This is a genomic window from Pseudomonas sp. HY2-MNA-CIBAN-0224 (assembly GCF_040310285.1).
In the GTDB taxonomy this organism is placed as follows: Bacteria; Pseudomonadota; Gammaproteobacteria; order Pseudomonadales; family Pseudomonadaceae; genus Aquipseudomonas; species Aquipseudomonas helleri.
Window position 1 is genome coordinate 1 of sequence record NZ_JBEOPQ010000297.1, and the last position, 332, is coordinate 332.

1 protein-coding gene is annotated in these 332 nt (G+C 46.4%); it reads left to right on the forward strand.

All coding sequences use genetic code 11. The annotated features are described in order from the left end of the window. Positions 1–332 (forward strand): thiamine pyrophosphate-binding protein (locus AAEZ03_RS26480; RefSeq protein WP_502947959.1); only part of this gene is annotated, 332 nt, incomplete at both ends.

Genomic DNA, 332 nt, shown 5'->3' on the forward strand with positions numbered 1-332 from the left:
CCCGTGATGCATTGTCTTGGAAGCATGCGCCGTTTGAGTTAGATGATGAAATCTATGAAGCGTGGGATGCTAAAGCCAAAGGCGATGTGCAACAAAAGAACTGGGATGCGGACTTTGAAGCGTATAAAAAGGCCTATCCAGAACTAGCTGCTGAGTTACTACGCCGCTTAAATGGTGAATTGCCAGCGGATTTTGATAAGCAAGCGCAGGATTATATCCGACAAACTCAAGAGCAGGGCGGTGATGTTGCCAGCCGTAAAGCCAGTCAAAATGCGATCAATACTTTGCAGCCATTATTACCAGAGTTATTAGGTGGTTCAGCGGATCTAGCT